Here is a 25,321-nt window from a genome sequence, read left to right as displayed (position 1 = left end):
AAGAGGGGGCCCTTCCTTTCACGCGAACGGGGTGAGCGTGACCCCCGCGTCGACGAGCGCCGCCCGCACGAGTTCCGCGCACCGCACCGCCCCCGGCGTGTCCCCGTGCAGGCAGATCGACTCGACCGGGCAGGCGATCACCGTCCCGTCGACGGCGACCAGCGTGCGCTCGACGGCCATCCGTACCGCACGGACGGCCACCTGCTCCGGGTCGGTCACCAGCGCGTCCGGTGAGCTGCGCGGCACGAGCGTGCCGTTGGGGAGGTAGTTGCGGTCGGCGAAGCCCTCGGCCACCACCCGCAGCCCGGCGCCCGCAGCGAGCTGGGCCAGCACCGTGCCGGGCTGGCAGAGCACCGGCAGCTCGTGGTCGTACCCGCTGATCGCGGCCACCAGCGCGGCGGCCTGGCCCTCGTCGCGGGCTGCCGCGTGGTAGAGCGCACCGTGCGGTTTGAGGTAGCGAACCCGGGTGCGGTACAGGCGGCAGAACGCGTCGAGCGCCCCGAGCTGGTAGATCGTCTCGTCGCGTAGTTCGGCGAAGTCGTACGCGATGTGCCGCCGGCCGAAGCCGGCGAGATCCCGGTAGCCGACCTGCGCGCCCACCGCGACGCCGCGTTCGGCGGCGCCGGCGCAGACCCGGTGCATGGTGGCCGCGTCTCCGGCGTGGAAGCCGCAGGCGACGTTCGCGGAGCTGATCAGGTCGAGCAGCGCGTGGTCGTCGCCGAGCTGCCAGCTTCCGAATCCCTCGCCCAGGTCAGCGTTGAGGTCCATGGAACGTCACCGTAGTGCCTGGCCGGGCCTGGGCGAGCGCTGTCACGTCGTCCACCACTCCGATGACCGGGTATCCGCCGGTGGTCGGGTGGTCGGCCAGGAAGACCAGCGGCCGGCCGTCCGGCGGCACCTGCACCGCGCCGAGCACCAGGCCCTCGCTGGGGAGTTCGCCGGCGACCGCGCGGGTCAGCGCCGCGCCGGCCAGCCGCGCGCCGACCCGGTTGCTGTCCGGGCTCACCGTGTACGCGGCGCGGCACAGCAGGTCGAGCGCCTCGGGGGTGAACCAGTCCTGCCGGGGGCCGGGGCGCACGCTCAGCCGCAGCTCGTCCGGGACCGGCCCGGTGACGGGGACGTCGACGGGTGCGGGTGGGCCGGCCGGGGTGCCGAGCGGCAGCCGGTCCCCGTCGCGCAGCGGCGGCGGTCCGAGGCCGGAGAGCGTGTCGGTGGCGCGGCTGCCGAGCACCGGCTCGACGGCGATCCCGCCGTTGACCGCGAGCCAGGTCCGTACCCCGGCGCGGGCCGGTCCGACGCGCAGCACCGCACCGGCGGGCAGCGCGAGCGGCCGTCCCACGTCCCCCGGGCGGCGCGGTGCGGCCCCGGCCGGCCACTCGACGACCACGTCGGCCGGGGCGCCGGTGAGGGCGACGGCCACGGCCCGGGTGATGCGCAGCGCGCAGCCGGTCATGGTGATCTCCAGACCGGCGGCGTCCTCGTCGTTGCCGGCGAGCCGGTTGGCCAGGCGCAGGGCGGCCGGGTCGAGCGCGCCGGAGCGGGGTACGCCGAGGTGCGCCCACCCGGGCCGCCCCTGGTCCTGGACGGTGGTGAGCGCCCCGGCGCGCAGCACCTCGATCACGGCGCGTCGGCCAGCCGGACGCGGGTGCCGGGGGCGAGCCGGGCCGGCGGGTCGGCGTGCACGTCGAACAGCGGCAGGTCGGTGCGGCCGACGAGCAGCCAGCCACCGGGTGACGCGGCGGGGTAGATGCCCGCGTACGGGCCGGCGAGCGCGACCGAGCCGGCCGGCACCCGGGTACGCGGCGTGGCGAGCCGGGGCACCGCCAGCTCGGGCGGCAGCCCGGTCAGGTACGCGAACCCAGGTGCGAAGCCGCAGAACGCCACCCGGAACTCGGTACGCCGCAGCCGGTCCACGACGGCGGGCACGTCGACCTGCCAGTGGTCCGCGACAAGCGGCAGGTCCTCGCCGTCGTACACGACTGGCACCCGGACCTCGGTGGTGGCCGCGGCGGAGGCGGCGGTCCGGGGGTGCCAGCCGGCGATCCGGGCGGCTGCCGCCTGCGGGTCCGGTACGCCGTCGAGCAGCACGGTGACCGCGCCGGGGACGATCTCGGTGGCGGTCAGCTCGCCCGCCTCGCGCCGGTGCCACAGTTCGGCCCGCCACGCCTGTGCCTGCTCCGCGTCGTCGCAGTCGAGGAGCAGGGCGTACGCCCCGACCGGCCGGATCAGCATCCGGTCATCCTCCCGCCGGGTGAGGTGACGGTCCACACTACTTGCAAGTAACCTACGCCGTCGTAACCTATTGAGGTGACGACCTCCGCACCGTTCCGGCTCCGGCCGGCCGACATCGGGAAGCCGCGCATGCGCGGCTGGCTGCACGCTTACGCGTTCTTCGCCGCTCTCGTCTGCGGCATCGTGCTGTGTTCGATCGCCGCCGGTCGTCCCGGCTGGGCGCCGCTGGTGAGCTGCCTGATCTACAGCTTCACCGTGTGCGGGCTGTTCGGCACCAGCGCGCTCTACCACCGGCGGGTCTGGTCCGAACGCGGCTACCAGATCATGCGCCGGATGGACCACTCGATGATCTTCGTGTTCATCGCCGGCACCTACACACCGTTCTGCGCGCTGCTGCTGGACACCCGGCAGGCCACGATCATGCTGAGCCTGGTCTGGGGCGGCGCGATCGCGGGCGTGGCGGTGAAGCTGATCTGGCCGCACGCGCCGCGCTGGGTCTCCGCCCCGCTCTACCTGGCGCTCGGCTGGGTAGCGGTGGCCATGCTGCCGCAGATCCTGCACGCCGGTGGCGTCACCGCGCTGGTGCTGCTGAGCGTGGGCGGCGCGATCTACAGCGTGGGCGCGGTGTTCTACGCGCTGCGCCGGCCGAACCCGTGGCCCACCGTCTTCGGCCACCACGAGTTCTTCCACGCCTGCACGCTCGTCGCCGCGATCTGCCACCACATCGCGATCTACTTCGCGTTGTTCGCCTGAGCCGGGCCTGCCGTACCCCGGGCCTGACGGGCCCCGGGCATGCGCGAGGGCCCCGCACCGTTGCGGGGCCCTCGGGTTCTCGGGGGTCAGGCCGGGTAGCCCGAGCCCGGACGGCGCACCTCGCGGTACTCCTCGCGCACGACGCGGTCGTCGCGCACCGGTACCACCGGCTCGGCGACGACCTGCTCGCGTACCGGAGCGGCCACCACACGGCGCCGGCTGTTCCAGAAGTAGAGCGTGGTGAGCAGGCCGGCGACGCCGGCGAGCATCAGCACCCAGCCCACCACGTTGAGGTTCAGCCATCCGAGATCGGCGTCGACGGCGAACGCGAAGATCGCGCCGAGCGCGATGAGGAAGATGCTGGCACCGATGCCCATGACGTCGCCTCCTTGGCGTCCTGCTGGCGTTTCCTGCCCGCCGCGGCCATGGATGAGGTAGCGGCACACATCGACATACCCAGGCGCTTTGATCGTCAATCAGGCAAGCTGGGCGGTATGACGGACGGCAGGAACGGGCAGCGGACGCTGGTGCTGCTGCGGCACGCCAAGGCCGAGCAGTCCGCGAACGGCCCGGACGCGGAGCGGTCGCTCACCGCGCGGGGCCACGCCGACGCCGCGGCGGCCGGCGCCTGGCTGGCCCGGCAGGGGCTGCTCCCCGACGTGGTGCTCTGCTCGCCCGCCCGGCGGACCCGGCAGACCTGGCACGACGTGGCGATGGGCATGACCGGCTCGCCGCCGGAGGGCGGCCCGGCGGGTTCGCGCCCGTCGGTGCGGTACGAGGCGACCGCGTACGACGCGCACCCGGACCAGTTGCTGGACCTCGTCCGGACGGTCGAGCCGACGGCCGGCACGGTGCTGCTCGTGGCGCACAACCCCGGTGTCTCGCTGCTCTCGGCGCTGCTCGACCCGCAGCGGGCCGACCCGGACGGGCTGCGTACCACCGATCTCGTGGTGCACCGGCCGACGACCCGGTGGGCCGAGCTGGCCCCGGGTGGCGCGCCGCTCACCGCCCGCCACACCGCCCGCGCCTGACCGGTAAGACTCAGACCCGGCTGTCGTAGGCGGCCCGGTTGGCGAACACGTCGTCCATGTGCGTCTCCGCCCAGAGCTTCAGGCCCTGGATCGTCTTCAGGAGCGAGAGCCCGAGCGGTGTCAGCTCGTACGTGACCGTGACCGGCACCGTGGGCTCCACGGTGCGGGTGACCAGACCGTCGCGTTCCAGGGCGCGCAGCGTCTGGGTGAGCATCTTCTGGCTGACGCCGGCGAGCGTGCGGGACAGCTCGGAGTAGCGCATCGGGCGCGGGACGCCGGCGCAGTCGGCACCGAACCGGTGCGAGCCGTCGCTGCGCAGCGCTGCCAGCACCAGCGTGACCCACTTGTCGGCGATCCGGTCGAGCAGTTGCCGGCTGGGGCACTGGGCCAGGAAGGCGTCGTACTCGGCCTTGCTCATCTCAGCTCCTGCCGCCCTCTCATCACGCCCGGTGAGCTACGCACTTTCAGGTGCCTACTTCCCAGTGGAAAGTTACACCCCGATAGTGGAGACCGGTACCGCGACCCGGCGGCGCCACGAACGGACGACGAGAGGTACACGCATGGCTCCCACCACCCTTCCCGGCGGCACCTGGACGCTGGGCGACCTGACCGTCACGCGGTTCGGCTACGGCGCGATGCAGCTCGCCGGTAAGTGGGTCATGGGACCGCCAGCCGACCACGACGGCGCCCTGGCGGTGCTGCGCGAGGCGGTCGCGCTCGGTATCACCCACATCGACACCAGCGCGGCGTACGGGCCGTACGTCACCAACCGGCTGATCCGGGAGGCGCTGCACCCGTACCCGGAGTCGCTGCACATCGTCACGAAGGTCGGCGCGGACCGGGACGAGCAGGGCCGCTGGCCCACGGCCCGGGACCCGGAGAGCCTGCGCCGGCAGGTGCGGGAGAATCTGGAGACGCTCGGCGTGGACGCGCTCGGCGTGGTCAACCTGCGGCTCGGCGACGCCACGGGCCCGCGGCCCGGGTCGCTCGCCGAGGCGCTGGAGACACTCGCCGCGCTCCGGCAGGAGGGCCTGATCCGCCACCTGGGCCTGAGCAACGTGACGCCGGAGCAGGTGGCCGAGGCGCAGGCGATCGCGCCGATCGTCTGCGTGCAGAACCAGTACAACCTGGCCCACCGCGGCGACGACGACCTGATCGACGAGCTGGCCCGGCAGGGTGTCGCCTACGTGCCGTTCTTCCCGCTCGGCGGGTTCACCCCGTTGCAGTCCTCGGCGTTGTCGGCGGTCGCCGGACGTCTGGGGGCGACGCCGATGGGCGTCGCCCTGGCCTGGCTGCTGCGGCGCTCGCCGAACATCCTGCTGATCCCCGGCACCAAGTCCGTCGCGCACCTGCGCGAGAACGTCGCCGGCGCCGGGCTGGCCCTCTCCGGCGACGACCTCGCCGAGCTGGACCGGATCGGCCGCTGAGACGCGGCGTCAGGACGGCGGTGCCGTCGGCGGCGGCGGGTCGGGCGGCGGCGGCATCATCGCTGTCGGATGCGAGAGCCGGTTCTCCTCCACGATGAGCGTGCGAGCCCGCTTGCGGCGGTCCTGCCAGAACCACAGCGTGGTCAGCAGGACGCCCAGCCCGGCCAGGATGAACACCCAGCCGACCGCGCGCAGGTCGATCCACCAGACGTTGGCCCGGATGGCGAAGGTCATGATCGCGCCGAGCGCGATGAGAAAGATGGCGCTACCAATGCCCATGTGCGCTGCACTCCCCCGTGCGATGGCCTTGGGCGTACTCGGTCGTGGTCCGCGACGGTTACCCGCCACCGGGCCGCCTATCCACCCGGGCCGCGCGCACGACGACGGCCGACGGGCTGGTGCCCGCCGGCCGTCGTCATGAGGGGGAGAGTGACGTTTCAGGGGTGAAAGCCCCCGGAAGGGCTCAGAAAGCCTCCTCCGGGAGGTCCATGATCTCCAGGTCGGTGCCCTCGATGATCCGCCGGTCGGCGCCGATGCGGGGCAGCACCTCGCGGGCGAAGAACCGGGCCGCGGCGACCTTGCCGGTGTAGAACGACTTGTCGGCAGCGGAGACCTCGCCGGCCAGCGCCTTCAGCGCCACGTCCGCCTGCTTCTGCAGCAGCCAGCCGACCACCAGGTCGCCGATCGCCAGCAGGAACCGGCGGCTGCTCAGGCCGACCTTGTAGAGCGCGCGGGTGTCGCCGCCCTGGGCCTCGCCCAGCCAGCCGGTCATCACGCCGAGGATGTTCTGGATCTCGGCGAGCGCCTTGCCGAGCGCCTGACGCTCCTCCTTGAGCTGGCCGTTGCCGGCCTCGGAGGCGATGTGCTCCTGGATCTCGGCGGCGACCGCCATCAGGGCCTTGCCGTTGTCCCGGACGATCTTCCGGAAGATCAGGTCGAGGCTCTGGATCGCAGTGGTGCCCTCGTACAGGGTGTCGATCTTGGCGTCCCGGACGTACTGCTCCAGCGGGTAGTCCTGAAGGAAGCCGGAACCGCCGTAGGTCTGGAGCGCCTCGTGACCGAGCAGCTCGTACGCCCGCTCCGAACCGACGCCCTTGACCAGCGGCAGGAGCAGGTCGTTCACCCGCTTCGCCAGCTTGGTGGCCTTCTCGTCACCGGCCGCCTCGGCGATCGTGACCTTGTCCTGCCAGGTCGCGGTGTAGCAGACCAGCGCGCGCAGGCCCTCGGCGTACGACTTCTGCAGCAGCAGCGAGCGGCGCACGTCCGGGTGGTTGGTGATGGTCACCCGCGGGGCGGTCTTGTCGGCCATCTGGGTGAGGTCGGCGCCCTGCACCCGGTTCTTGGCGTACTCCAGGGCGTTCAGGTAACCGGTGGAGAGCGTGGCGATCGCCTTGGTGCCGACCAGCATCCGGGCGTACTCGATGATCATGAACATCTGGCGGATGCCGTCGTGCTTCTCGCCCAGCAGCCAGCCCTTGGCCGGTACGCCGTGCTCGCCGAAGGTCACCTCGCAGGTGTTCGAGACCTTCAGGCCCATCTTGTGCTCGACGTTGGTGGCGTAGACGCCGTTACGCTCGCCCAGCTCGCCGGTCTCGGGGTCGAAGTGGAACTTCGGCACGACGAACAGCGACAGGCCCTTGGTGCCCGGGCCGCCGACACCCTCGACGCCGACCGGGCGGGCCAGCACGTAGTGGACGATGTTGTCGCTCAGGTCGTGCTCACCGGAGGTGATGAAGCGCTTCACGCCCTCGATGTGCCAGGAGCCGTCCGGCTGCTGGATCGCGCGGGTACGGCCGGCGCCCACGTCGGAGCCGGCGTCCGGCTCGGTGAGGACCATGGTCGAGCCCCACTGCTTGTCGATGAACAGCCGGGCCCACTTCTTCTGCTCCTCGGTGCCCTCGACGTGCAGCACGTGGGCGAAGGACGGGCCGGAGGCGTACATCCAGATCGGGGCGTTGGCGCCGAGCACCAGCTCGGCGAGCGACCACCAGAGGGCGCGCGGGGCGTTCGTGCCGCCCAGGGACTCCGGCAGGTCGAGGCGCCAGAACTCGGAGTCCATGAACGCCTTGTACGACTTCTTGAACGACTCCGGCAGCGGCGCGGTGAACGTCGCCGGGTCGAAGACCGGCGGGTTGCGGTCGCTGTCCGAGTAGCTGGCAGCCAGATCCTCGCGGGCGAGGCGGTCGACCTCGCCGAGGAAGCTGCGGGCGGTGTCGACGTCCAGGTCCGTGAACGGGGCCTGGCCGAGCGTCCGGTCCGCCCCGAATACCTCGAACAGGTTGAACTCGAGGTCCCGCACGTTGCTCTTGTAGTGGGTCATGCTCGCTGGCCCCGCTTCCGGACAGGTGTTACCGATCAGTAACTCCAGACTGTATTACTCGCCGGTAGGCAACGACAAGCCGATCTCGGAAGTGACAGCGATTACACACTTCCCGTTCATCCGTCGGCGGCGCCGACCTCCCAGCTCGGAACCGGGGTGGCGGTGGTGCTGCGCGGGCCGACGTACTCCATCAGGACCAGCGCGATGTCGTCGTCGAGCCGGCCGTGCACCCACTCGACCAGTGCGGTCTCCAGCGAGGCCAACCCGTCCGCGACGGTGCCGTGGCCGAGCAGCCGCCAGGCCCGGTCTGCGGTGGGGAAGAACTCACCGTCCCGGCGCGCCTCGCCCAGCCCGTCGGTGAACAGCAGCAGCCGGTCGCCCGGCTCCAGCCGCTCCACCCGGGGCCGGACCACGGGCATGAAACCGAGCGGCGGCGCGGGCGCGGGCGGCTCCAGCGGGATCACCGCGCCCCGGCGCAGCAGCAGCGGCGAGGGGTGCCCGCAGTTGACGATGGTGAGCGTGCCGCCGCGCTCCTCGACCAGGGCCGCCGTGACGAAGTCCTCGTCGCCCACGTTGCGGGCCACCGCACGGTCCAGGTCGGTCACCACCGCGCGCAGGTCCGCGCGCTCGTACGCGACGTGCCGGTAGGAGCCGAGCACGATGCTGGCCAGGCGGACCGCGTCCAGCCCCTTGCCCCGTACGTCACCGATGATCATGCGGACGCCGTACGGGGTGTCCATCACCTCGTACAGGTCGCCGCCGATCTCGGCCGTCGCGGTGGAGGAGATGTACCGGGCGGCCACCGCCAGCGTGCCGACCTGCGGGCCGAGCGGTCGCAGCACCGCCTGCTGGGCGACCGAGGCGAGCCGGGACAGCTCCGTGATCCGGTCCGCCTGGCGCTGGCGTACCGCCGCCGTCGCCGCCGCGATAGCGGTGGCCACCCCGATCGCTGTCACATTGACGACTGTCACCAGCGGGCTGCCCCGTTCGGCGACGGCGAAGCCGATCCCGATCGCGGTGGCGAGGCCGCCCACCGCGAGCACCACCCGCCAGGACGCCAGGGCCGCCGCAAGGAACGGCGCGACGACCATCAGCGCGAGGTAGTGCGCCGGACGGCCGTCGGCCAGCTCCACCGCGACCACGATCGCGAGCAGCGCGAGGGCCGCGCCGAGACCGGCGCGGGATCCGGGACTCAGCGGGCCTCGGCCCGGCTGGAAGGGTTGCGTGCGTACATCGGACAGCATGCCTGATGGACGGGAACGGGAGAATGAACCTGGCCCGTCGGTCGTGGAAGTTCTGCCCGAGTGGCCGGTCAGCCGAGCACCTCGTACCGGACGTTCACGTGGCCGAGGCTCGTGGCGGCGATGGTCGCGAACGCGGCGCGGGACAGATCCAGGCACCGGCCGTCGATGAACGGGCCACGGTCGTTGATCCGCACCACCACGGACTTGCCGTTCGCCGGGTTGGTCACCCGGACCTTGGTGTTGAACGGCAGCGTCTTGTGCGCGGCGGTGAGCGCGTCCGGGTTGAACGTCTCGCCGTTCGCCGTCATCTGGCCCTCGGCGTAGAAGGAGGCGCCGCAGGAGCCGCTGTCCACGACCTTCGGGCTGCTCGTCTTCTTCGCCGTCGGCGACGGGGAGGCGGTCCGGGCCTTGCTCCGGGAGGCCGCCTGGGTGCGGCTCGACTTCGGGCTCGGGGTGGCCTTCGGCGACGGGCTGAGGCTCGCGCTCGGCGAGGCGGACGCGCTCGGCGAGGGGGCGGCCGACGTGGGGGCGGGCGTGCTGGGCAGCGTCTCGACCACGGCCGGCTCGGCGGGCGGCTCGGCGGAGGTGAGCCGCACGGCGCCGACGGTACCGCCGACCGCGAGCGCCACACCGACCGCCGCGGTGGCGGCGATGGCGGCGGGCGAGGAGAACTTGCGGGTACGAAGGTGCCTAGCAGCCACCGGCCCGGTCCTTTCGTCAACTGAACAAACCGGCCCGGACCGTAACGAGAGAAGCACTTCCGAAGTCAACGTGATCATGGTGCTATGCCCGCATTTACCCTGGTACGTGTAGCCGATCACGCCAGCGTCGATCGGCCGAACGGCCCACCGATCCGCCAGGATGGAAAGCGTGCTGAGTCGTCGCCTGGTCGAGCTGTTCGGGTGGATCGACCCCGGCCCGGGCAGCACCCACCTGGTCAGCGACATCTCCGGCTGGTGGCGTGACCCCGAGGTGCTGGCCCAGGTCGGGCCGGCGGTGGCCGGGCTGTTCCCCGACGATCACCCGACCGTCGTGATCGCCCCCGAGGTGACCGGGCTGCTGCTCGGTCCGCTCGTCGCGGTCGCCGCCGGCGCCGGTTTCCTGCCCGCGTACAAGGACGGCGGCGAGCGGCAGCGGGTCGGGCCGACGCGCTGGGCGCAGACACCCCCCGACTACCGGGGCCGGCGGCTGCGGGTCGGCGTGGACGGCCGGCGGCTCGGCACCGGCGACCGGGTGCTGCTGGTCGACGACTGGGTCGACACCGGTGCGCAGCTCGGCGCGCTCAGCCGGGTCGTCCGGGACGCCGGGGCCGACCTGATCGGCGCCGCCACGCTCGTCGCGACCTGCCCGCCCGAGGTCGCCGCGCGGCTCAGGCTGCGCGCCCTGCTCACCGGCGACCAACTGCCGTGAGACGCCGCGAAACCGGATGAGCGACGGCGGTACGGTGCCGTAGCGTCGGCAGCATGTGGCCCCGCATCGGTGGATTGCGCGCACTCGCCCTCGGCACGCCCGGCGAGCTGCGCACCCGGCTCAACACCCTCGTGCTCTCCGGCGTGAAGACCGCCACCGCCGGCCTCGTGCAGGAGTACGACGACGAGAACGAGGAACTGGAGTACGTCGGCGAGCGACTGGCCCTGGTCGACGACAACGACGCGCTCGTCGGCGTCGTGGAGGTCACCGGCGTCGAGGTGGTGCGCTTCGCCGACGTGCCGTGGGACTTCGCCCGCGCGGAGGGCGAGGGCGACCGGTCGATCGAGGAGTGGCGCGAGGGCCACGGCGCCTACTGGGCCCGGCAGGGCACCCCGGTCACCGACGACACCCGGATCGTCTGCCTCCGGTTCCGGCTGGTCTCCACCGAGGGCAGCGTCGGCACCTAGCCGGCCCGGCGCAGCTCCGGCAGCAGCGCCGCCGCCTCCACCAGCACGGCCTCGTCGCCCGCGTACCAGCTGCTGGCCCGGGGCCAGTGCGTCACCACGTCGGTGAAGCCCAGCCGGGCCGCCCGGGCCACCTGCTCGGCGAGGAAGTCGGCGCTGGTGAGCGAGAACACCGGCGCGGAGTCGAGCGACAGGTAGCGGTCGAGCGTCGCCGGGTCACGGCCGGCCTGCTCCAGCGTTCGGGTCATCCGGTCCGACAGCTCCGCCACCGTGCCCCACCACGCCTCGATGTCGTCGCCGCCGAGCCCGGTGGTGACCCAGCCCTGCCCGAACCGGGCGACCAGCCGCATCGAGCGGGGACCGTTCGCGGCCATCACGAACGGCACCCGGGGCTGCTGGACGCAACCCGGGTTGTTACGCGCGTCCACGGCGGTGAACCACTCCCCGCGCCAGGTCGTGCCGTCCTCCCGCAGAATCAGGTCGAGCAGCTCGGTGAACTCGGCGAACCGGTCCACGCGCTGCCGGGGCGGCAGCGTCTCGCCGCCGAGCACCGCCGAGTCGAAGCCGATGCCGCCCGCACCCAGGCCGAGCAGCACCCGGCCGTCCGACACGTCGTCGAGCGCGGTCACCTGCCTGGCGAACGCCGCCGGGTGCCGGAAGTTCGGCGACGCCACGAGCGTCCCGAGCTTCACCCGGGACGTCACGCCGGCCGCCGCGGTCAGCGTCGTCCACGAGTCGAACCACGGCCCGTCGACCAGGTCACGCCAGCCCAGGTGGTCGTAGGTCCAGGCGTGGTCGAAGCCCCACTCGTCCACCTGGGCCCACCGCCGACGCGCTTCCGACCAACGCTGGTCGGGCAGGATCACGATGCCGATTCGCATGATCGCCAGGGTACGACCCGGGCCGGACATCCCGGCCCGGGTCGCGGGGGATCACGCCGCCAGGTCGGCCACCACGCAGGCGATGTTGTCCGGCGCGCCGGCCGCGTACGCCTGTTCGACCAGGCGCTCGACGGCGCTCTCCGGATCGTCCGCCTCCGCCAGCGCGGCGTGCAGCGCGCCCGGTTCCACCACCGCGGAGAGGCCGTCGGAGCAGAGCAGGTAGCGGTCGCCGGGCAGCGCGGTACGCAGCGCCAGGTCCGCCTCCACCTCCGCGCCCGCGCCGAGTGCCCGGGCCAACAGCGCGCGCTGCGGATGCGCCAGGGCCTCGGCCGGCGTGAGCCGCCCCTGGTCGACGAGCGTCTGCACGTACGTGTGGTCCTGGGTGAGCCGGGACAGCTCGCCGCCGCGCAGCAGGTACGCCCGGCTGTCCCCGACGTGCACCAGCGCGAGCCGGGTGCCACGTCGCACGAGCGCGGTGAGCGTGGTGGCGGGCTGGTCGGCGTCGGTGGCGTGCGCGCGTACCGCCCGGTCGGCCCGGTTCACCGCGTCGGCCAGCGCGGCGAGCAGATCGGCCCCCGACGCGTCCGCCTGCTCCAACGGCCGCAGCGCGTCCACCGCCGCCGCACTGGCAGTGGACCCGGCGGGACCGCGTACGCCGTCGGCGACCGCGAGCAGCGCCGCGCTCGCGTATGCGGTGTCCTCGTTGGAGTCGCGGACCGTGCCGGTCTCGCAGCGCGTCGCGTACCGGAAGGTGGTCTCGGACATGGTGGTGCCCCTCTCGCTGAGCCTGTCGACGAGGAGCGCGACGGCCCGGCCGCGCGCCGCGGTGTCCGCGCTGACCCGCCGCCACCAGGCGTCGAGCGCCTCGGCGGCGGCAGCGGGCGGCAGGCCGCAGACGGTACGGATCTCGGCCAGCGGCATCCCGGCCCGGCGCAGCCCGGCGATCAGCCGTGCGCGGTCCGCCTGCTCCGGCGCGTAGTAGCGGTAGCCCGAGTGCGGGTCCACAGCAGCCGGGGGCAGCAGCCCGCAGTCGTCGTAGATGCGCAGCGCCTTGGCGCTCAGGCCGGTCGCGCGGGCGAACGCGCCGATGGTCAGCAGTCGCACCGTGCCTCCCTCGCGCTCCTCGTGCCGGTCACCGCGACCGGCACCGGTCACGCTGGGCCTTGCCGCAGGGGACGGGTCAAGGCGTCGTAGCCGCCAGTTTGGCCAGCATCCGGCCCAGATGCGGCTCGATCGTGCCGGTCGGCGCCTCGCTCACCTCGGCCGGCGTCCACCAGCGGATGCCCGCGAACTCCACCGGATCGGGCGTGAACCGCTGGTCACGGTCGGCGGACAGCACGTACCAGAGGCTCACGTCGGTGTGCCGGTGCTCGGGCGGGCCGACCGTCTCGGTGACGGTGAGGAACGCCGGGCGCTCGCCGAACGGCGACGCGAAGACCGCCGCCACGCCCAGTTCCTCCCGCAGTTCGCGGCGCACCGTGTCGGCCGGGTGCTCACCGGGCTCGACGTGACCGCCGCTGGGCAGCCACATCCCCGCCAGGCGGTGGTCGACCAGCAGCACCGCGCCGTCGGCCGGGTCGCGGAGCAGGAAGTACGCGACCAGGTGCGGCGACGGCGTACGCGGCTTGACCCGGCGGAAAATGTCATCCGTGGCGGCCAGCCAGGCCAGCGCCGCCTCCCGGTGCCGCGCCTCCAGCTCGTCACCCGGTGGCAGTTCCTCGACCAGTGCCCGGATCTCGTCCCGCATCCCGCCGATGCTGCCAGCCGGGTACGACGAGGTCAGTCCGGCGGCAGCGGGTTGGCGTCAGCAGCCGCGCGGACGAACTCACGTACCCGGGAAGTGCTGTTCCCGGCCGGCCACACCGGACCGCGACAGATCGGCGGCGCGTCGTGGATCGGCACGTAGGCCACGTCCGGGCGGGCGTAGAACTGCCGGGCCTGCTCGCCCACCGGCAGCACCCCGCGCCCCATCGCGACGAGCGCCAGCATCTCCGAGAAGCTGCCGCCCACCGGGCCCTTCGGCACCGGGCGGCCGGACGGGGTGCGGTCCGGCGTGCGGTCCTGCTTGAACGCGGCCGACGTCACCGCCGGGTACTGCACCACCGGATGGTCGCCCAGCACCTCCAGCGACACCGACTCCTCGGCCGCCAGCGGATGATCAGCGGCCACCGCGAGCACCCGGCGCTCGCGCAGCAGCACCGGGCCGTTCGCCATGCCGTCGAAGGGGTACGAGGCGATCAGCACGTCGATCGTGCCGTCCAGCAGACTCGACCGGGTGCTGGCCAGCGGCGCCTCGTGCACGTGCACCTCGCAGTCCGGGTGGCGCTCGGTGAACAGGGCCACCGCGCGCAGCAGCACCGGAGCTGTCGACTCACCCACGTACGCCACCCGCAGCTCACCGGTGAGCCCGCGCCCGGCGTCGACGGCCCGCTGCACAGCCGCCTCGATGCCGGCCACCAACGGGCGCATCTCCTCGGCCAGGCGGGCGCCGATCGGGGTGAGCCGGACGACCCGGCTGGTCCGCTCGAACAGCGGCGCGCCGATGCGGCGTTCCAGCTTGCGCACCACGTGGCTGACCCGGCCGGTGCTCACCCGCAGCCGCTCGGCGGTCCGCCCGAAATGCAGTTCCTCGGCCAGGGTCAGGAACGTCTCGACCTCGTACCGCTCCAGCACCGGAGCACCTCCGTCGTTGCCTGCGGGTCAACGATCGTAGTCCGGATCGGGGTTGGTCCGGACGGCGCGCCGGACCAGGGTTGACGGCATGCACAACCATCTCGTGACGGTGACCGGTTTCGACCACCTCGTCCTCTCAGTGAGCGACGTCGAGCGTTCCCTCGACTTCTACTGCGGCACGCTCGGCCTGGCCCCGGTGCGGGTCGACAGGTGGCGAGCCGGCGAGGTGCCGTTCCCGTCCGTACGCGTCGACGCCGGCACCATCATCGACCTTCTACGCGGCGGTCCGGATCAGTCCAACGTGGATCACTTCTGCCTGGTGGTGGAGCCGGTCGACTGGCAGCGGGTGGTCGACTCCGGGGTGTTCACCGTGCTGACCGGCCCGGTCCCGCGGTTCGGGGCACGGGGCACCGGCACCTCGATCTACGTCAGCGACCCGGACGGCAACACAATCGAACTGCGCTGCTACCCGGCCGACGCCTAACCTGTTCCGATGCCGGAGCTGGAACGACTCGCCGCTCACCACGCACCCGCCGTGCTGCGGTTCGAGCGGGAGAACCGGGCGTACTTCGCCCGGTACGTCCCCGACCGGGGCGACGACTTCTTCACCGGGTACGCCGCGCGGCACGCGGCCCTGCTGGACGAGCAGGAACGCGGCACCTGCCACTTCCACGTGCTGGTCGGCGACCACGGCGCCGTGCTCGGGCGGTTCAACCTGGTCGACGTCGCAGGCGGTAGCGCCGAGCTGGGCTACCGGGTGGCCGAGCGCGCCGCCGGGCGCGGGCTCGCGAGTGAAGGCGTACGGCGCGTCTGCGAACTGGCCCGCACCGAGTACGGACTGCGCCGGCTGGTCGCCTCGGCGGCGCTGGCGAACCCGGCCTCGCTGGCGGTGCTCAAGCGTGCCGGTTTCGTGCCGGATCATCGGGTGGAGCTGGACGGGGAGCCCGGCCTGCGGCACGTGCTCGACCTCGGCGCGTCCTACGCGGCCGCGTCCCCGTAGGTGGGCGCTCCGGCCGGCTCGTACGTCAGTTGCAGCGTGCCGTGGGCGTGGGTGACCGACTCGGTGAGCCGCAACGCGCTCGGCACCGTCCCCTCGCCGAACAGGCGCTTGCCGGTGCCGAGCACCACCGGGTACACCCACAGGTTGAGCCGGTCGACGAGGCCGGGGCGCAGCAGCGATTGCACCAGGTCCAGGCTGCCGATCACGTGGACCTCGTCGTGGCGGGCCTACATCTCGGTGACGCGCTCGGCGAGGTCACCGGACACCAGCGACGAGTTCGCCCAGGCCAGCGGCTCGGTGAGAGTGCGGCTGGCCACGTACTTCGGCACGCCGTTCAGCAGGCCGGTGAAGGGGATGTCCGCTGGCGCCTTCGGCCAGAAGCCGGCGAAGATGTCGTACGTCTTGTGGCCCAGCAGCAGCGCGTCCATGCTGCTGGCCTGCTGGAACATCACCGCGCCGGACGCGTCGTCGAGCAGCGGCATCTGCCAGCCGCCGTGGTTGAAGCCGCCCTCGCGGTCCTCGTCGGGCTCGCCGGGCGCCTGCGCCACGCCGTCGAGGGTCAGGAACTCGGTCACGATCAGCTTGCCCATGGGTCCGCTCCTCCGGTTTCCGCTCGTCCCCCGTCAGACCCGTCAACGACCCGCAACTCATCGCCGCCACCGAGCCGATCTACTCGTGCCGGACGAGCCTGAAGGGCAATCCGTCGATCTCCGTGACGTACCCGATCAACGGCACCGGGTTCCTCAGTTCCGCGATCTCGACAAGCAATCCGGTGGCAGTGCCGGCGTAGGGCTCGGGCGGGTCGATCAGGGCGGTATCGCAGACCACCGTCGGCCACTGCTCGGGCGGACCGTCGTCCAGGTGCCAGCAGAGCAGATAGTCGAGGTTCACGGCTCCCCAGACCCGGAGGTCTCCCGGTGAGGTGCCGAAGTGGTACGGGAAACCTCCTGTCTCCGCCCTCTCGTTCATCACGTGATGCCAGTTCCGCGCGTACCGGAGGAATTCCGGTACGCCCCAGTCGGAAGGATGAAGCACTTCCAGGAAGCCGATGTTGCCGTGTGGAAAGCGCTCGACGAAGCGTCGGTAGTCCTCGGGAAAGGGATGGCCTGCCGCCTCGGTGAGAGCCGGCCAGTCGATCTCCGTCTCCGCCGACCCGTCCCAGTCGAACAGGCCGGCGAGTCGATCCACAGTCGGCGGAGCATTCGGTGTCATTCGGCTTCCTCCGGCAGATGATCGTTGGTCGGGTGCACGTCCCACCTCACCTTCACCGTAAGATCATTCTCTTCGGCAGGCGTAGCCTCCGGAGTCCTCGAAGGCGGACTCGCCATGATCCCCGATCGGACTGAGGTAAGCGACCTCCTGGAGAAGGCGCTGGCGGGTGTGGCCGCCACGTTCCAGGGCATGACGGCGCACCGGCAGGAGTCCAACTGCGAGTGCCACTGGGGCAGCGCGGAGGAACTGGCACTGCTGAAGACGCCGGACGTGCCCCTCGATGAGGACCTGCTCCGTCGCACGTACTGGACCACGGACTGGCGCTATCCCGGCCCGCTGCTGCGCCGGATCCTGCCCCAACTGACCAGGAGCCTCGTGGCGGGCCGAGTGATGCCGATGGCCGGGATGGAGAGTCTCGGGTACTTGTTCACCCGCGCCCGCTGGCAGGAATGGCCCAAAGGGCAGCGCGACGCCCTGCGGCGGTTCCTGGACGCCTGGTGGCTGCACGTCCTGGTCGAGCCCGATGCGAAGGTGCCCGCCCACGAGGCCCTGGAACTCGTCACCGAGACCACCGGCAAGCTCACCCCCTGGCTGGCTGTCTGGACGGAGTCGGTGGCCGATGCGGTGGCCCGGCGACGGCTGGTCACGGCCGTGGAGGAGTGGATGGACGACCTGCTGGGCGACCGGCTCCCCTGGTCGAGTTGGCACAACGAGGACACGTGGGGCGCCGCGCTGTCGCTGTGGGTGATCCGACATGCGCCCGCCCCACTGCGGGAGCACGACGCGTCGAGCGACCTGCTCGATCACATCGGCCTGCTCAGCCTGCCCTACGCCGATCGGTGGGACGAATAGCCCTCGTGATGACGCGCCCGATGCTCATGGCACGAAGCGGTGAGAGCCCCGGCGACGGCTACGTCCATGGCGCGGACCGCATCTGGATCGGCTGGTAGGCCAAGGCCCGGTCGACAACCTCGGCAGCCGTCAACTCGGCGTCGCTCCAGTAGATCAGGCCGGAGACAAAGCCGTCTGGGCAGACCAGATCTCGCTCAAGCTGGTCCAGCCAGCCGCCCAACTCATCGTCGTCCGCGTAGTCGACACTCATGATCCGCTCAACGAGGGCGACGGCCTCGTCCCGGGTCAGCTTTGCTGCCAGTTCGCTCACCTCGGAGCGGAGGCTACGGAACGTCGAAGGCCCTGGCCAGGACTCACGTCCTGACCAGGGCCTCTCGCGTGGAGCGGGTGACGGGAATCGAACCCGCACTGTCAGCTTGGGAATCGGGTTGATCCTGGTGATGAGTGCTCGTTGCACCTGGCCCCGGATCACGTGAGGCACTGGCAGCAGGCCGTTGTTGTCCCCTGCTGACCGGCTCATCGGGCACGGACCGGGCACGGACGGGGCCTCCGGTTCCGGCCAGGTAGACTGGCTCTGACCTTACTTCGGCAGTTCCAACCAAGTCATGCGCCTTCCCGGGGCGCGGGCAACGGTCAGCCCACCTAATTCTCTCGGGATAAGCGCCGAGCCCCTAAGGAGGGGAAATCGGTGCTGCCCGAAATCGGAACCCCGTTGGCCATCGCTCTCGCTGTGGCTGCGGCTGGCAGGTCGGCGTTCTGGATCTACGTCGCTCACCGCGCTCGGCGAGAGGATCTGCCCAAGATCGCTGAGGCGTTCTCCGGGTCGCGGCGGGTGCTTCGTCGCCGCTGACGCGCGTCCTAGTGGTGGCGGTGAGGCCAAAACCTTGCCGCCACCACCCCGACCGCTTGAGTCGTCGCCTTCATAGCCATCCCGTCGGCCTTCGTCCGCACACCGTGGATCAGGTGGAGGCCTGCCCGGTCAAGGTGGAGCACCCTACGTCTGAACGACCTTGACCGGGCAGGCCTCCACCTGATCGGCTCGCCCCGGATGAAGGGTGCCGGGGTGGCGTCACCATCCCGGAGCGCCCGAGCGCCCCGCCGGAGGCACTGTCTGTGTCTCGTCTGCCATCACAGCCCCGGAACTGCCATCGACCATGGCGGCCCGGGGCTTCTTCGTATGTCGCGCCGCCGGCGGGCTGTCACCGCGTGCCGGCGGCCGAAGGCCAGAGGCAACGCGGCGGGCCGACAGGCCCGGCCCAGGTTCGGCGGCGTGCGCGGCCTGCGAAGCGGGCCGCCTTGAAGACGTATAGAAAGTTCTCACCAATGGCGCGCGCCACCGCACGAGACACTGGTGCGGCCTGCTAGAAAGTCGCAATGACTGATGGCATACCCCTCAAGCCGCGCCTTAATACTCCAACGTCACTTGGCCTGTCTGCGTTGGTAGTGGGATCGGCGGGCTCGGGCTTGGGATGTTCGCCGCCAGATCGACCAGTGCAGGGTGTGCTCTGGTGGTAGTGCTGCGGCCAGGACGAAGGCGTTGATTAGTCGGCGGATCTCGGCGACGGTCAGCGCGATGATCTCCGGGCTGGCGTCGGGTTGCTGGGCGACGAGGATGGTCAGCACGGCCAGGGCGAGCATGGCCAGGGTGATGAAGCGGTGCCAGCTGGTCCAGCCGCGGACCTGGTAGTGGTCCAGGCCGACCTGGCCTTTGCCGGTCTGGAACAACTCGGTCCGCGAGGTCCTCGACCGCCCGGTGGCCGCCACCGACGTCCGCGATCTTCAGCTCRCYGMSCTGCTGCCCACGCCGAGCGACCGCGATCGTGCAGGCCATCCTCGTCCTGCACCGCGTCGAAGCCGACCGCCACGCAGGATGAAAATGGCTCAATGAAGTGACACGACGCAACCATGCGTGCCCCTCGGCGTAGAGCTGGTCCGAGGGTGCGTAGGGGTACTCGCAGCACAGTCGGTCGGCGGTGATCTTCAGGGCGTCGAGGGTGGCGGGCGAGACGTCGGATGCACGGACCCGCGCCAGGATCTCCAGCGTCTCCATGCCCGCCCCGGAGAGCAGCGCGCTGTCAGCGTCGCGCGATACCTGAGGCGGGAAGAAGGCCGCAGTGACCGTGCCGAACGTCTCGGCAATGAGCGCCTTGTAGAACGCATCCGGTTCCGAGCCCCCGGACTCCCACCGCTTCCAGTTCCTGACCAGCGTGCTGTCGCTAGGAAGCGCGTCCCGCGAGTTAGCCCGCAGCGCTCGTACTGCTTCCCCCTGAGACCACCCTCGCGCGCTTCTCTCCGCGCGTAGCCGACTCGCCCAGACTGGCCGCCCGTCGTCCTCGATCCCGCGCTCGCTCATATGGCCAGTATTGCCCGCAGAGGCGGGGGCAAGGGAGGGGACTTCTTCCTGTCCCCACAGTGACATCTGTCGTTCTCTGTGCCTCAAGGTCATCGTTGGCTGACACGCGGACCTCATCGTAGGTCTGGAGCAATGCCAACTCAGTTGGTATTGTCTGGTCAAGAAGAGGCCCCAGCGGGCTGGCACCCGCTGAGGCCGGCGCATCGGTCACCTGTCGAAAGGACCACACGATGCCTGTTCAGCGTACCCGCGTCCCTGTTCCTGCTGCCTCGGGTCATCACACCTCGGCACGCGCGGCCTCCGTGCCCAGCTCTGGGCTTTCCGGCTCGCTCGTTGCTTCGACCCCTGTTGAGGCTCCTGGACCGCGACCCGTCACCAACCCCGTCCCCGTCCCGTCCTCTGTCCCTGTCTCGTGCGCCGTTCCTACCGGTGAGACGCCTGCGGCGTCTGCCAAGGTGTTCCATCTGCCGTCGGTCCGTGAGGCGTCGGCACCTGCTGATCTGGGTTCTGTGACCGAGTGGGAGTTGCAGGCGGTGTTCTTCGCCGCTGGTGCCCGCTGGTCGACGCACTGGAACCTGTCGTACGACGAGATGGCCCGCCTTGTGCGGGACCAGATCGAGGCCCTGGGCTGGTCGACGGTGCGGGACATCGGTGCCCGCATCAAGGCCGCTCTGGACGGCTGCCAGTGGCGGGAGTGGGAGGCGCTGCTTCCCGGTCTCGACCACCGTGGCGACGCGATGGCGCTCGCGGCGAAGTTCGAGCGGATGCACCGGCGGGCGACCCGTTCGGATGCCGCTCTGACCGCGTGGCAGCAGGCCCTCACGACCACTGCCTCGTCGGAGGTGGCGGCGTGAGTCCGCTGCGCTTGGCTCGTCTGTCGCGGGGTTGGGAACCGACCCAACTGATCGGCCGGATGAAGATCCTGGCCGACTCCGACGGGATCACCCTGCCGCAGGTGTATCTGCTCGTGCGTCTGCTGTTCCTGTGGGAGAACCACCGCGCCCAGGTGCCCGGCTACTACGCCGCTCTGCTCACCCGCATCTTCGGTGAGCTACCCACCACCACCGACGCGCGGAGTGCCGCGTGACGGTAACCGCTACACCTGTGCTCCCGGGCGGCCTCCGTCGCCCGGGACCACACCCCCACGTCTTCACCCGCCGGGCCGTTGACGCCGCCGACACGGGCAGGCTCCGCGCCCAGGACCCGAACTACTTCGCCTGGCTCGACCACGTGCGCCCGGCCGCCGCCTGCACCCGCCCCGTGCGGCTGACCGGCGAGTCCGCCACCATCAACCCCGCCACCGGGGAACTGATCGCGTTGGCGTCGACTGAGGACATGCCGGACGGGCAGATCTACAAGCCGTGCGGCAACCGCCGCGCCGCCGTCTGCCCCTCCTGCGCCGAGGTCTACCGCCGCGACGCCTTCCAGCTCATCCGCGCCGGGCTGATCGGCGGCAAAGGCGTCCCCACCGCCGTGGCCGGCCACCCGGCCGTGTTCGTCACGCTGACCGCTCCGAGCTTCGGCGTGGTGCACGCCCGCCGCACCAGCAAGACCGGCCAGGCCATCCCCTGCCGCCCCCGTCGCACCGAAGCCCTGTGCCCGCACGGTGTGGACCTGCGCTGCGGCCGGTTGCACGCGGCCGATGAGAAGGCGCTCGGGACGCCGCTGTGCCTGGACTGCTACGACCACCACGCCCAGGTCGTGTTCAACCACGCCGCCGGGGAACTGTGGCGGCGCACCACCATCGCCATCCGACGGCACCTCACGAAGACGGCTCGGGCGTTCGGGCTCCCCGCGGCCTCGATCCGCCTCTCGTACGGCAAGGTCGCGGAGATGCAGCGCCGCGGAGTGGTGCACTACCACGTCATCATCCGCCTCGACGGCATCGAACCCGACTGCCCCGGTGCGATCGTCCCGCCCCCCGCACCGCTCGGCCTGCTCGACCTCGTCGCCGCCGTCGAACACGCCGCCGCCTCCACCCGCTTCACCACCGATCCCCACCCGCACCAACCGGCAGGGTGGCCGATCGGCTGGGGTGACGAAGGCAAAGGCCGCTACGCCGACATCCGCCCGGTCCGCATCGCCGGGGACGGCGACATCACCGACGCCATGGTCGCCGCCTACCTCGCCAAGTACGCCACCAAGAGCACCGAAGCCACCGGCCACGCCTGCGGCCGACTCAACGGCGACACCATCGACCTGTACGCCAACCCCGACGGCACCCACCCCGAACGCCTCATCGACGCCGCCTGGACCCTCGGCAGCGCACACGGCTGGACCCGCCTACGCCGGTGGGCGCACATGCTCGGCTTCGGCGGCCACTTCCTCACCAAAAGCCGCCGCTACTCCGTCACCTTCCGCATCCTGCGCGACGCCCGCGTCGTGTGGCGCCGCACCGTCGACCACGACCAGGACCAGGACGACGACGCCGAGACCACGGTGGTCATCAACACCCTCGCCTACACCGGCTCCGGATGGCTCACCACCGGCGACGCACTCCTGGCCAACACCGCCGCCGCCATGGCCCGCGAACGAGCAGAAGCCGCCCGCGAAGCCCTCCGCGAAATCCACGGCTGACACGTACGTGTCAACCAACCCACCCCTGCTTGACACGTACGTGTCAACACCCGCCCGACGAAAGGAGCCCTGCCCTTGACCGAACCCGCCGACACCACCGGTCTGCTCACCGTCGAACAGGCCGCGCAACGCCTCGGCACCGGCGTCCGCTTCATCCGCCGCCTCGTAGCCGAACGACGCATCCGCTTCCACAAGGTCGGCAAGTACGTCCGGTTCGACCCCGCCGACCTCACCGACTACATCCACCAAGCCCGGGTCGAACCCATCCGACCCGTCCTGACCTACACGAAGGGAGAAAGCCGCTATGCCGCCTAAGAAGCGCCGCTTCGGCCGCGTCCGCAAACTGCCGTCCGGCCGCTTCCAAGCCCGCTACCGCGACCCCAACGGCACCGACCGACCCGCACCCCACACCTTCCCCACCAAGACCGACGCCGACCGCTGGCTCACCGCCGTCGAAGCCGACATCCTCCGAGGCACCTGGCGCAACCCCGACCTCGGCCGCGTCGCCCTGGGCGACTACCTCACCGAGTGGATCGACCAACGGCCCAACCTCCGGCCCCGAACGGTCGACCTCTACCGCTGGCTGCGCGCCAAGCACATCGCCCCTCGCCTTGGTGCCCGCCTACTCACCGACCTGACCCCCGGCGTCGTCCGGGCCTGGCGTGCTGACCTCCTCGCTGATGGAGTGAGCACCACCATGACGGCCAAGGCGTACCGCCTTCTTCGCGCCGTACTGAACACCGCCGTTGACGACGAACTGATCCGGCGCAACCCCTGCCGCATCCAAGGCGCGGGCATCGAACGGCCCACGGAGCGGCCGACCGCCACCGTCGCCCAGGTCTTCCAGCTCGCCGACATCGTTCCCGGACGCCTTCGCGTCCTGATCCTGCTGGCCGCCTTCGCCAGCCTCCGCTACGGAGAGCTGGTGGCCCTGCGCCGTCGCGACTTCGACCCGCGCTGTCGGACCCTGACGGTCCGCGCGACTCTGGTCGAGCGCCAGGACGGCACCCTGACTTTCGGCCCGCCCAAGACCGATGCCGGACTGCGAACCGTCACCATCCCGGCGGCGATCCGCCGCGAGGTACGCATCCACCTGAACGACTTCGTCGACGAGGACCAGGACGCGCTCGTCTTCACCGGCGCGACCGGCGCGGTACTACGCCGCTCCAACTTTCAGCGCACCAGCAACTGGCGGATGTCCGTGGCGGCGGTCGGCCTACCCGGCTTCCACTTCCACGACCTGCGGCACACCGGCAACACCCTCGCCTCGCGGACCGGGGCGAGCCTGGCCGACCTTATGGCCAGGATGGGTCACGCCTCGACTCGCGCGGCGTTGATCTACCAGCACACCACCAAGGAGCGCGACGAGCACATCGCGAGCGGGCTCAGCGAGCAGATCAAGAATGGCCGTGATCGGGCACGTAGCGGGCACGGCCAGCGCAAGAAGCGGTAGCAACAACTGAGGCCCCAGCCAGGAAACCTGTCCTGAGCTGGGGCCTCACGCTGGAGCGGGTGACGGGAATCGAACCCGCACTGTCAGCTTGGGAAGCTGATGTTCTGCCATTGAACTACACCCGCAGGCGGCACCACTCTACCTGAAGGTCACCACGCCCGTGCAGTCAGGTGCGCGCGCCACCTCGGCGAGGTGGCGGCATCGGCGGGCGGTTGACCCCGCCACTTCCCCGAACTGGAGTGGATCAAGCACTCACCGGAGCCGGCCGGCGCGAAGTTGCACGTCGGAAACATATGGGCGTTCTCAAATGCGTCGATGGGATGTAACGTCTGCCCCACGTTTCCGAACCGGCGTGACACACCCCCTGCCACGCCGTCAGAAAGAGGTGGGCCCATGGGACTCCGTCCCAACCTGCTGACCCGGCGTACCGCCGGTGTCGCGACGTCGACCCTCGCGCTGCTGCTCAGCACGGCCGCCGTCGGTGTCGTCCCCGCTGCTTCGGCCTTCTCGGCCGCCCCGGGCGGCGTCTGCGCCGAGCCGGCCGACGCCCACGCCGACGAGCACGCGAACGCCCGCGTCGCGAAGGGCGGCAACGCCAAGCTCGACCCCAACCACCTGACCGCCAAGCAGGTCAAGGACCGGGAGGCCGACCTCGCCGCCGCGCAGCGCGAGCGGGCCGGCTTCCGGACCGGCGCCGTCGCCCCGCTGGCCACCGTGACGATCCCGGTCGTCGTGCACGTCATCCAGGAGAACAGCACCCGGGCCGGCGGCAACATCACCGACTCGATGATCAACCAGCAGATCACCGTGCTGAACCAGGCGTACGCGGGCTCCACCGGCGGCGCCGCCACCGCGTTCGGGTTCCAGCTCACGAAGATCAACCGGGTGACGAACCCGTCGTGGTACCCGATCGTGCAGGGCTCCTCCGCCGAGCGCTCGATGAAGACGTCGCTGCGCGTCGGCGGCAAGAACACGCTGAACATCTACCTCGGCGAGCTGAGCGACAGCCTGCTGGGCTGGGCGACCTTCCCGAAGCGGACGCTGGACAAGATGGACGGCGTGGTGGTGCTCAACGAGTCGCTGCCGGGCGGCACCGCGACCAACTACAACCAGGGTGACACCGGCACCCACGAGGTCGGCCACTGGCTGAACCTCTACCACACCTTCCAGGGCGGCTGCTCCGGCTCGGGCGACAGCGTCTCCGACACCCCGGCCGAGGCGTCCCCGGCGTACCAGTGCCCGACCGGCCGCGACACCTGCTCGACCGCCGGCAAGGACCCGATCACCAACTTCATGGACTACACGTACGACTCCTGCATGTACCAGTTCACCGCCGGCCAGGCGAGCCGCATGCTCACCGCGTGGAACGCCTACCGCGCAGCCTGACCGTCGTACCGCGTACCGGTGCCGGCCCTGTCCTCGGACGGGGCCGGCACCGT

32 protein-coding genes, 1 tRNA gene and 1 pseudogene are annotated in these 25,321 nt (G+C 71.2%); 15 read left to right on the top strand and 19 right to left on the bottom strand.

What is annotated here, in order from left to right:
* Positions 1-18: 18 nt before the first annotated feature.
* The 3 genes from NMK34_RS00590 to NMK34_RS00580 are packed head-to-tail and all read right to left on the bottom strand — an operon-like array spanning position 19 to position 2,232.
* Positions 19-768 carry a 5-oxoprolinase subunit PxpA gene (locus NMK34_RS00590; protein ID WP_318331787.1) on the bottom strand — a complete coding sequence of 250 codons (750 nt, stop codon included), beginning with the start codon at positions 766-768 and terminating at the stop codon, positions 19-21.
* A complete protein-coding gene (locus NMK34_RS00585) occupies positions 752-1,621 on the bottom strand; it encodes a biotin-dependent carboxyltransferase family protein (protein WP_318331786.1) in 870 nt (289 codons plus the stop codon). Before NMK34_RS00585 ends, NMK34_RS00590 begins: the two co-directional genes overlap by 17 nt.
* Positions 1,618-2,232 (bottom strand): allophanate hydrolase subunit 1, encoded by a 615-nt coding sequence (locus NMK34_RS00580; RefSeq protein ID WP_318331785.1) that lies wholly within the window; start codon positions 2,230-2,232, stop codon positions 1,618-1,620. The genes NMK34_RS00585 and NMK34_RS00580 overlap by 4 nt, the downstream gene beginning before the upstream one ends.
* Before the next feature lie 75 nt (positions 2,233-2,307).
* On the opposite strand from NMK34_RS00580, the gene trhA reads away from it, so the two are divergent.
* Positions 2,308-2,985 carry a PAQR family membrane homeostasis protein TrhA gene (gene trhA / locus NMK34_RS00575; RefSeq protein WP_091413751.1) on the top strand — a complete coding sequence of 226 codons (678 nt, stop codon included), beginning with the start codon at positions 2,308-2,310 and terminating at the stop codon, positions 2,983-2,985.
* Between the two features lie 86 nt (positions 2,986-3,071).
* Here trhA and NMK34_RS00570 read toward each other — a convergent pair whose 3' ends face one another.
* Positions 3,072-3,362: a DUF6458 family protein gene (locus tag NMK34_RS00570; protein ID WP_318331784.1), complete on the bottom strand. Its 291-nt coding sequence runs from the start codon at positions 3,360-3,362 to the stop codon at positions 3,072-3,074.
* 117 nt (positions 3,363-3,479) lie between these two features.
* Here NMK34_RS00570 and NMK34_RS00565 point away from each other — a divergent pair, with 117 nt between their 5' ends.
* Entirely contained in the window at positions 3,480-4,016 is a 537-nt protein-coding gene (locus tag NMK34_RS00565) for a SixA phosphatase family protein (protein ID WP_318331783.1), read from the top strand.
* Between the two features lie 10 nt (positions 4,017-4,026).
* On the opposite strand, the gene NMK34_RS00560 is transcribed toward NMK34_RS00565, so the two are convergent.
* The gene (locus tag NMK34_RS00560) at positions 4,027-4,434 is read right to left on the bottom strand and encodes a helix-turn-helix domain-containing protein (protein WP_318331782.1); all 408 of its coding nucleotides are present in this window, start codon (positions 4,432-4,434) and stop codon (positions 4,027-4,029) included.
* A 142-nt stretch (positions 4,435-4,576) separates the two neighbouring features.
* Between NMK34_RS00560 and NMK34_RS00555 the strand changes: the two genes are divergently transcribed.
* Positions 4,577-5,443, top strand: a complete 867-nt coding sequence (locus NMK34_RS00555) for an aldo/keto reductase family oxidoreductase (protein WP_318331781.1) — start codon at positions 4,577-4,579, stop codon at positions 5,441-5,443.
* Between the two features lie 9 nt (positions 5,444-5,452).
* Here NMK34_RS00555 and NMK34_RS00550 read toward each other — a convergent pair whose 3' ends face one another.
* The 4 genes from NMK34_RS00550 to NMK34_RS00535 all read right to left on the bottom strand — a co-directional run bounded on the left by NMK34_RS00550 (position 5,453) and on the right by NMK34_RS00535 (position 9,708).
* Positions 5,453-5,722 (bottom strand): DUF6458 family protein, encoded by a 270-nt coding sequence (locus NMK34_RS00550; protein ID WP_013283345.1) that lies wholly within the window; start codon positions 5,720-5,722, stop codon positions 5,453-5,455.
* Between the two features lie 184 nt (positions 5,723-5,906).
* A complete protein-coding gene (locus NMK34_RS00545) occupies positions 5,907-7,763 on the bottom strand; it encodes an acyl-CoA dehydrogenase (protein ID WP_194800201.1) in 1,857 nt (618 codons plus the stop codon).
* A gap of 116 nt (positions 7,764-7,879) precedes the next feature.
* Positions 7,880-9,007: a PP2C family protein-serine/threonine phosphatase gene (locus NMK34_RS00540; RefSeq protein WP_318331780.1), complete on the bottom strand. Its 1,128-nt coding sequence runs from the start codon at positions 9,005-9,007 to the stop codon at positions 7,880-7,882.
* Positions 9,008-9,075: 68 nt separating this feature from the next.
* On the bottom strand, positions 9,076-9,708 hold the full coding sequence (locus tag NMK34_RS00535) for a septal ring lytic transglycosylase RlpA family protein (RefSeq protein WP_318331779.1): 633 nt from the start codon (positions 9,706-9,708) through the stop codon (positions 9,076-9,078).
* A 160-nt stretch (positions 9,709-9,868) separates the two neighbouring features.
* On the opposite strand from NMK34_RS00535, the gene NMK34_RS00530 reads away from it, so the two are divergent.
* The gene (locus NMK34_RS00530) at positions 9,869-10,417 is read left to right on the top strand and encodes a phosphoribosyltransferase (RefSeq protein ID WP_318331778.1); all 549 of its coding nucleotides are present in this window, start codon (positions 9,869-9,871) and stop codon (positions 10,415-10,417) included.
* Positions 10,418-10,470: 53 nt separating this feature from the next.
* A complete protein-coding gene (locus NMK34_RS00525) occupies positions 10,471-10,884 on the top strand; it encodes an ASCH domain-containing protein (RefSeq protein ID WP_318331777.1) in 414 nt (137 codons plus the stop codon).
* Here NMK34_RS00525 and NMK34_RS00520 read toward each other — a convergent pair.
* The 4 genes from NMK34_RS00520 to NMK34_RS00505 all read right to left on the bottom strand — a co-directional run bounded on the left by NMK34_RS00520 (position 10,881) and on the right by NMK34_RS00505 (position 14,435).
* Positions 10,881-11,792, bottom strand: coding sequence for an LLM class flavin-dependent oxidoreductase (locus NMK34_RS00520; RefSeq protein WP_013473385.1), 912 nt, complete (start codon positions 11,790-11,792; stop codon positions 10,881-10,883). The two genes, NMK34_RS00525 and NMK34_RS00520, sit on opposite strands and share 4 nt — an antisense overlap.
* Positions 11,793-11,813: 21 nt before the next feature.
* Positions 11,814-12,866, bottom strand: coding sequence for a MerR family transcriptional regulator (locus tag NMK34_RS00515; protein WP_114921168.1), 1,053 nt, complete (start codon positions 12,864-12,866; stop codon positions 11,814-11,816).
* A 76-nt stretch (positions 12,867-12,942) separates the two neighbouring features.
* On the bottom strand, positions 12,943-13,509 hold the full coding sequence (locus tag NMK34_RS00510) for an NUDIX hydrolase (RefSeq protein WP_318331776.1): 567 nt from the start codon (positions 13,507-13,509) through the stop codon (positions 12,943-12,945).
* 32 nt (positions 13,510-13,541) lie between these two features.
* Positions 13,542-14,435, bottom strand: coding sequence for a LysR family transcriptional regulator (locus NMK34_RS00505; protein WP_318331775.1), 894 nt, complete (start codon positions 14,433-14,435; stop codon positions 13,542-13,544).
* Between the two features lie 88 nt (positions 14,436-14,523).
* Here NMK34_RS00505 and NMK34_RS00500 point away from each other — a divergent pair, with 88 nt between their 5' ends.
* Positions 14,524-14,919: a VOC family protein gene (locus NMK34_RS00500; protein ID WP_318331774.1), complete on the top strand. Its 396-nt coding sequence runs from the start codon at positions 14,524-14,526 to the stop codon at positions 14,917-14,919.
* 9 nt (positions 14,920-14,928) lie between these two features.
* Complete coding sequence (locus NMK34_RS00495; RefSeq protein ID WP_318331773.1) at positions 14,929-15,435, top strand: GNAT family N-acetyltransferase; 507 nt, start codon at positions 14,929-14,931, stop codon at positions 15,433-15,435.
* On the opposite strand, the gene NMK34_RS00490 is transcribed toward NMK34_RS00495, so the two are convergent.
* The 3 genes from NMK34_RS00490 to NMK34_RS00480 all read right to left on the bottom strand — a co-directional run bounded on the left by NMK34_RS00490 (position 15,414) and on the right by NMK34_RS00480 (position 16,647).
* Positions 15,414-15,641, bottom strand: a complete 228-nt coding sequence (locus tag NMK34_RS00490) for a dihydrofolate reductase family protein (RefSeq protein ID WP_318331772.1) — start codon at positions 15,639-15,641, stop codon at positions 15,414-15,416. The two genes, NMK34_RS00495 and NMK34_RS00490, sit on opposite strands and share 22 nt — an antisense overlap.
* Before the next feature lie 21 nt (positions 15,642-15,662).
* Entirely contained in the window at positions 15,663-16,025 is a 363-nt protein-coding gene (locus NMK34_RS00485; protein WP_318331771.1) for a dihydrofolate reductase family protein, read from the bottom strand.
* Positions 16,026-16,104: 79 nt separating this feature from the next.
* Positions 16,105-16,647 (bottom strand): hypothetical protein, encoded by a 543-nt coding sequence (locus tag NMK34_RS00480; protein ID WP_318331770.1) that lies wholly within the window; start codon positions 16,645-16,647, stop codon positions 16,105-16,107.
* A gap of 114 nt (positions 16,648-16,761) precedes the next feature.
* On the opposite strand from NMK34_RS00480, the gene NMK34_RS00475 reads away from it, so the two are divergent.
* Positions 16,762-17,499 (top strand): hypothetical protein, encoded by a 738-nt coding sequence (locus NMK34_RS00475; RefSeq protein WP_318331769.1) that lies wholly within the window; start codon positions 16,762-16,764, stop codon positions 17,497-17,499.
* 58 nt (positions 17,500-17,557) lie between these two features.
* On the opposite strand, the gene NMK34_RS00470 is transcribed toward NMK34_RS00475, so the two are convergent.
* Entirely contained in the window at positions 17,558-17,809 is a 252-nt protein-coding gene (locus NMK34_RS00470) for an e9imm peptide (protein ID WP_318331768.1), read from the bottom strand.
* A 1,109-nt stretch (positions 17,810-18,918) separates the two neighbouring features.
* Positions 18,919-19,263, bottom strand: a complete 345-nt coding sequence (locus tag NMK34_RS00465) for a hypothetical protein (RefSeq protein ID WP_412098839.1) — start codon at positions 19,261-19,263, stop codon at positions 18,919-18,921.
* Positions 19,264-19,289: 26 nt separating this feature from the next.
* On the opposite strand from NMK34_RS00465, the pseudogene NMK34_RS00460 reads away from it, so the two are divergent.
* The 6 genes and pseudogenes from NMK34_RS00460 to NMK34_RS00435 all read left to right on the top strand — a co-directional run.
* Positions 19,290-19,373: pseudogene (locus NMK34_RS00460) on the top strand (IS5/IS1182 family transposase); the annotation flags it as partial.
* Between the two features lie 988 nt (positions 19,374-20,361).
* On the top strand, positions 20,362-20,706 hold the full coding sequence (locus tag NMK34_RS00455; protein ID WP_318331767.1) for a hypothetical protein: 345 nt from the start codon (positions 20,362-20,364) through the stop codon (positions 20,704-20,706).
* Positions 20,703-20,939, top strand: a complete 237-nt coding sequence (locus tag NMK34_RS00450) for a hypothetical protein (protein ID WP_318331766.1) — start codon at positions 20,703-20,705, stop codon at positions 20,937-20,939. Before NMK34_RS00455 ends, NMK34_RS00450 begins: the two co-directional genes overlap by 4 nt.
* Complete coding sequence (locus NMK34_RS00445; RefSeq protein WP_318331765.1) at positions 20,936-22,429, top strand: replication initiator; 1,494 nt, start codon at positions 20,936-20,938, stop codon at positions 22,427-22,429. The genes NMK34_RS00450 and NMK34_RS00445 overlap by 4 nt, the downstream gene beginning before the upstream one ends.
* A 102-nt stretch (positions 22,430-22,531) precedes the next feature.
* Positions 22,532-22,744, top strand: coding sequence for an excisionase family DNA-binding protein (locus NMK34_RS00440; RefSeq protein WP_120574191.1), 213 nt, complete (start codon positions 22,532-22,534; stop codon positions 22,742-22,744).
* Positions 22,734-23,882, top strand: a complete 1,149-nt coding sequence (locus NMK34_RS00435; RefSeq protein WP_318331764.1) for a tyrosine-type recombinase/integrase — start codon at positions 22,734-22,736, stop codon at positions 23,880-23,882. Before NMK34_RS00440 ends, NMK34_RS00435 begins: the two co-directional genes overlap by 11 nt.
* Positions 23,883-23,933: 51 nt before the next feature.
* Here NMK34_RS00435 and NMK34_RS00430 read toward each other — a convergent pair.
* Positions 23,934-24,007 (bottom strand) — tRNA-Gly (locus NMK34_RS00430).
* 268 nt (positions 24,008-24,275) lie between these two features.
* Here NMK34_RS00430 and NMK34_RS00425 point away from each other — a divergent pair.
* Complete coding sequence (locus NMK34_RS00425) at positions 24,276-25,268, top strand: zinc metalloprotease (RefSeq protein ID WP_318331763.1); 993 nt, start codon at positions 24,276-24,278, stop codon at positions 25,266-25,268.
* Positions 25,269-25,321 lie beyond the last annotated feature (53 nt).

It is taken from the genome of Micromonospora sp. BRA006-A (genome assembly GCF_033433935.1).
Classification (GTDB): Bacteria; Actinomycetota; Actinomycetes; order Mycobacteriales; family Micromonosporaceae; genus Micromonospora; species Micromonospora aurantiaca.
The sequence above is the reverse complement of the archived record's forward strand: the minus strand, read 5'-3'. Positions and strand labels throughout refer to the sequence as shown.

Excerpts from the sequence above, each read along its gene's own strand:
- NMK34_RS00590 (WP_318331787.1), bottom strand. The coding sequence starts at position 768 with ATGGACCTCAACGCTGACCTGGGCGAGGGATTCGGAAGCTGGCAGCTC.
- NMK34_RS00580 (WP_318331785.1), bottom strand. The coding sequence starts at position 2,232 with ATGCTGATCCGGCCGGTCGGGGCGTACGCCCTGCTCCTCGACTGCGAC.
- NMK34_RS00570 (WP_318331784.1), bottom strand. The coding sequence starts at position 3,362 with ATGGGCATCGGTGCCAGCATCTTCCTCATCGCGCTCGGCGCGATCTTC.
- NMK34_RS00565 (WP_318331783.1), top strand. The coding sequence starts at position 3,480 with ATGACGGACGGCAGGAACGGGCAGCGGACGCTGGTGCTGCTGCGGCAC.
- NMK34_RS00560 (WP_318331782.1), bottom strand. The coding sequence starts at position 4,434 with ATGAGCAAGGCCGAGTACGACGCCTTCCTGGCCCAGTGCCCCAGCCGG.
- NMK34_RS00555 (WP_318331781.1), top strand. The coding sequence starts at position 4,577 with ATGGCTCCCACCACCCTTCCCGGCGGCACCTGGACGCTGGGCGACCTG.
- NMK34_RS00550 (WP_013283345.1), bottom strand. The coding sequence starts at position 5,722 with ATGGGCATTGGTAGCGCCATCTTTCTCATCGCGCTCGGCGCGATCATG.
- NMK34_RS00545 (WP_194800201.1), bottom strand. The coding sequence starts at position 7,763 with ATGACCCACTACAAGAGCAACGTGCGGGACCTCGAGTTCAACCTGTTC.
- NMK34_RS00540 (WP_318331780.1), bottom strand. The coding sequence starts at position 9,007 with ATGCTGTCCGATGTACGCACGCAACCCTTCCAGCCGGGCCGAGGCCCG.
- NMK34_RS00530 (WP_318331778.1), top strand. The coding sequence starts at position 9,869 with ATGGAAAGCGTGCTGAGTCGTCGCCTGGTCGAGCTGTTCGGGTGGATC.
- NMK34_RS00525 (WP_318331777.1), top strand. The coding sequence starts at position 10,471 with ATGTGGCCCCGCATCGGTGGATTGCGCGCACTCGCCCTCGGCACGCCC.
- NMK34_RS00520 (WP_013473385.1), bottom strand. The coding sequence starts at position 11,792 with ATGTCCGGCCCGGGTCGTACCCTGGCGATCATGCGAATCGGCATCGTG.
- NMK34_RS00510 (WP_318331776.1), bottom strand. The coding sequence starts at position 13,509 with ATGCGGGACGAGATCCGGGCACTGGTCGAGGAACTGCCACCGGGTGAC.
- NMK34_RS00500 (WP_318331774.1), top strand. The coding sequence starts at position 14,524 with ATGCACAACCATCTCGTGACGGTGACCGGTTTCGACCACCTCGTCCTC.
- NMK34_RS00495 (WP_318331773.1), top strand. The coding sequence starts at position 14,929 with ATGCCGGAGCTGGAACGACTCGCCGCTCACCACGCACCCGCCGTGCTG.
- NMK34_RS00485 (WP_318331771.1), bottom strand. The coding sequence starts at position 16,025 with ATGGGCAAGCTGATCGTGACCGAGTTCCTGACCCTCGACGGCGTGGCG.
- NMK34_RS00480 (WP_318331770.1), bottom strand. The coding sequence starts at position 16,647 with ATGACACCGAATGCTCCGCCGACTGTGGATCGACTCGCCGGCCTGTTC.
- NMK34_RS00475 (WP_318331769.1), top strand. The coding sequence starts at position 16,762 with ATGATCCCCGATCGGACTGAGGTAAGCGACCTCCTGGAGAAGGCGCTG.
- NMK34_RS00435 (WP_318331764.1), top strand. The coding sequence starts at position 22,734 with ATGCCGCCTAAGAAGCGCCGCTTCGGCCGCGTCCGCAAACTGCCGTCC.
- NMK34_RS00425 (WP_318331763.1), top strand. The coding sequence starts at position 24,276 with ATGGGACTCCGTCCCAACCTGCTGACCCGGCGTACCGCCGGTGTCGCG.